Here is a 3,279-nt window from a genome sequence, read left to right as displayed (position 1 = left end):
GTTATCGGCATAACGCTCTGCGCCGGCAGCCTCTCGATGCGCTGGCCACGATAGATTGTCCCGTCACCGCGCATAATGTATATTATGTTAAATTAACTATCTTGTTTCCTGTCACCACCTATTGAACTGTGTATAATGGCAACAATTGATCCTATCTCCGACCGGATGTCTTAAGTGGCTGAATTAACATCAGAACAATTAAAACCTGTTTTTTCGATTGAACAGTTTCCTGCCCTCAGCGAACTCGAACCCATTCCTTTTGCCGCCTTGCAACCCAGAGCCATTTCCGGCATCAAGCGTCTCGCCAGCTTTGATGGCGACTGCCCGGTCATGCTGCTCAACGGTTTTCCCGGGGTGGATTATGAAGGCGTTTGCCAAACGCTGATCGCCGCCTCCAACGGCAAGGATGGAGACCTGTTCGATCTCTGCTACACCGAAAATCTGAACAACCCGTTCAAGCCCATCTGGCTGCGCCTGCAACCCGGCACCGGCTTCGAGTTCTGTGAAATGGTCGGTGAATTGCTCAAGCTGATGAGCCATCATCTGGATGCCGAGCGCCTGGTCACCCGCATCATGCGCAAACAGAACAACGATCCCAAGATCGATGACTTCCTCTCCGATCTCGCGGCGCACGTGGCTCAAGGGCTCGAATTCCAGCATCCGGTACTCATCAATCTGCTGATCCACCATGAAGAGCAGGAAGCGCCGATCATCTATGGGCGGGATTTGAACTGGGATACCCTGTTTGGCTCCATCAACTATCAGACCGAGCAAGGTTCGGTCTATGCCAACCAGCACCTGCTGGAGCCGGGTCTGCTGCGTCAGGCCAACGGTGGCTATCTGATTTTGCAGCTGGACGAGCTGCTGGATCAGCCCCATCTCTGGTTCAAGCTCAAGAACGCGATGCAAAAAGGCGAGCTGGACTGGAACGCCTATCAGGAAGGCAAGACCCTCACCCCCTTCTTCACTCCGGAAGCCACCCCCATCAAGCTCAAGCTGATCCTGGTCGGCGATCGACTCGATGTGGCCGAGTTCCAGATGCTGGACCGCGACATGTCCGAGCGTATCTTCCTGCGCGCAGATCTGGTCTCCGAGGTGAACATTGAAGAGGATCTGCCCGATTATCTTCAGTATCTGGCCTGGCTGCGCGAGCGCTGGGAGCTGCTGGACTTCACCCCAGCCGCCCTCGCCGCCCTTTGCCGTCACGCCAGCCGACTGTGCGACCATCAGGAGTGGCTGTCGCTCTCCGAGGTGCAACTTTCTGCCATCATGCGGATGGCTGACAGCCTGGCACGCGAGCTGGAAGCGGACGTCGTCACCGACGAGCACATTCGCGGTGCACTGGAAGAGCAGGATTACCGCCTCAACTATCTGGTCGAACAGTCCGACCAGGGCGTCATCGACGGCCAGATCCTGCTGCAGACCGACGGTGAGGAAGTGGGCCAGATCAACGGCCTCTCTGTTATCCAGGTCTCAGGGCATCCCTATGATTTCGGCGAGCCGGTGCGCCTCACCGCCACAGTGCATCTGGGTGATGGCGATGTGGCGGACATCGAGCGCAAAGCGGAGCTGGCGGGTCATATCCACGCCAAGGCGATGATGATCATCCACGGTTATCTCTCCAACAAGTTTGGGGCCGAGAACCCTTCCCCGCTGTCGGCCAACCTGGTGTTCGAGCAGTCCTATCACGAAATCGATGGTGACAGCGCCTCGTTGACCGGCCTGTGTGCCCTGCTCTCTGCCCTCGCCCGCCAGCCCATCTACCAGCACTTTGCGGTGACCGGCGCGGTCGATCAGTTCGGCAATGTGCAGGCCGTCGGCGGCGTCAACGAGAAGATTGAAGGCTTCTTCCGGGTGTGCAAGATCCACGGTCTCACCGGCAAACAGGGGATCCTGCTGCCCGGCACCAATGCCCAGCAGCTCAACCTGTCCGATGAGGTGATTGCAGCCGTCGAAGCCGGCCAATTCCATATCCATCCGGTGGATCATGTGGAAGAGGCCATCGAGCTGCTGACTGGCTGTGTTGCCGGTGAGCCGGATATGCCGGATACCCTGTTCGGCCGGATCCAGCAGCGGCTGGATGAGCTCAACGGCACCGACGTCATCAAGGGTGGCGTGCTGCGCCGCCTGCTTGGTCGAGTGTTCGGACGGTGAGAAAAGAAGTGATCGGAGTTGTTTAGCGAACAACTGTACGCTAAATTGGCCCGGCTTTGACCCATTTGAAGGATAAACAGCGTGACCGTAGACAATACCACCATTGATGCCCGCCTTTCCCTGTGTGAACAAGGCAAAGACTCGTTTACCCGTGAAGAGCTGCTCGCCTGCAGCCGTGGCGAACTGTTTGGTGAGGGTAACAGTCAGCTGCCCGCCCCCAACATGTTGATGATGGATCGCATCGTCAAGATCAATGACAACGGTGGTGAGCATGGCAAGGGAGAAATCCTGGCAGAGCTCGATATCACGCCGGATCTCTGGTTCTTCGATTGCCACTTCCCGGGTGATCCGGTCATGCCTGGCTGTCTCGGTCTGGATGCCATGTGGCAACTGGTCGGTTTCTTCCTGGGCTGGAAAGGTGGCCCCGGCAAGGGTCGTGCACTGGGGGTTGGCGAGGTGAAATTCACCGGCCAGATCCTGCCAACCGCCAAGAAAGTGACCTACAAGATCACCTTCAAGCGCGTCATCAACCGCAAGCTGGTGATGGGGATCGCCGATGGCGTGGTGGAAGTGGATGGTCGCCCGATCTACAGCGCTACCGATCTGAAAGTGGGTCTGTTCAAGGACACCACCGCATTCTAAGTCTGACCTTCAGGTCGAATTGAACAACGTAAAGGGGCCATCATGGCCCCTTTCCTTTTGCAATGAGTGATGAAGTACCGGCTACTTCATGAAGAGGCCTGAGCCCCGCCCTTCCATGGCATCACGCCAACCACCAAGCCAATGCCCACGGGCATCAAGGCATTGATACGGACACGCTTCTTTCTGTTTGCCGACCACGCCAGCCTGATAACCACGAGCACGAGCTCTTTCCAGACGGTCCCGTTTTTGTCTCTTCATCATCTACGACCCTCTTCCGTGGAACAAAAAAAGCGACCAATTTTTCATCGGTCGCTTTCATCTTTACCCCAGGGGGTCGGCAGGGTCAAACAAAAAATTTCATGCTATCCGGTCATTGTGACACAAGACACTGAACCGCATTAATTTTGGTTCATCGCGGCTTTCCGGGGAAGGCCGCCTTGATTTTCAGAAAAAAGTATTCTGAGTCCCTAAATCCATATGCCA

3 protein-coding genes are annotated in these 3,279 nt (G+C 56.3%); 2 read left to right on the top strand and 1 reads right to left on the bottom strand.

Annotation, left to right across the window (positions count from 1 at the left end; genetic code table 11):
• Positions 1–174 precede the first annotated feature (174 nt).
• Positions 175–2,154 (top strand): Lon protease family protein, encoded by a 1,980-nt coding sequence (locus PG899_RS23790; RefSeq protein WP_039213568.1) that lies wholly within the window; start codon positions 175–177, stop codon positions 2,152–2,154.
• Positions 2,155–2,235: 81 nt separating this feature from the next.
• Positions 2,236–2,796, top strand: a complete 561-nt coding sequence (fabA, locus tag PG899_RS23785; protein ID WP_016350690.1) for a 3-hydroxyacyl-[acyl-carrier-protein] dehydratase FabA — start codon at positions 2,236–2,238, stop codon at positions 2,794–2,796.
• 81 nt (positions 2,797–2,877) lie between these two features.
• Here the strand turns inward: fabA and rmf are convergent, their stop codons facing one another.
• Entirely contained in the window at positions 2,878–3,057 is a 180-nt protein-coding gene (gene rmf, locus PG899_RS23780) for a ribosome modulation factor (RefSeq protein ID WP_005315693.1), read from the bottom strand.
• Positions 3,058–3,279: the final 222 nt, after the last annotated feature.

It is taken from the genome of Aeromonas sp. QDB39 (assembly GCF_027707585.1).
GTDB lineage: Bacteria > Pseudomonadota > Gammaproteobacteria > Enterobacterales > Aeromonadaceae > Aeromonas > Aeromonas hydrophila.
This window is presented reverse-complemented; position numbering and strand designations above follow the sequence as displayed.

What these genes read in the sequence shown, in the direction of transcription:
- rmf (WP_005315693.1), bottom strand. Translation starts at nt 3,057, where the DNA reads ATGATGAAGAGACAAAAACGGGACCGTCTGGAAAGAGCTCGTGCTCGT.